General features: G+C 69.4%; 1 pseudogene. It reads right to left on the bottom strand.

The annotated features are described in order from the left end of the window. Window positions 1–208: pseudogene (locus tag SB753_RS39610) on the bottom strand (flagellar hook-length control protein FliK); the annotation flags it as partial. Window positions 209–252: the final 44 nt, after the last annotated feature.

Here is a 252-nt window from a genome sequence, read left to right as displayed (position 1 = left end):
AGCCATTCGATGCGGACGGCGCCGGCGTCGGCGTGGGTGCCGGCGCGGGAGCAGGCGACGGCGCGGCAACCTGGTTCTGCGCGGCGATGCTTTGCTGCAGCGTCGTCGAGAACGGCAGCGTGCTGGCGTGCACGCCGTTCGACGCGCTGCTGCCCGATGTGCCGCTCGTCGAGCCGAGCAGCGAGTTGATCAGTGAAAGAGGCGACATGCTGGATCTCGTGTGGTCGTGTCAGTCCCGTTGCGCGCCGCAGC

The organism is Paraburkholderia sp. SIMBA_053, assembly GCF_046534895.1.
Classification (GTDB): Bacteria; Pseudomonadota; Gammaproteobacteria; order Burkholderiales; family Burkholderiaceae; genus Paraburkholderia; species Paraburkholderia caledonica.
The sequence above is the reverse complement of the archived record's forward strand: the minus strand, read 5'-3'. Positions and strand labels throughout refer to the sequence as shown.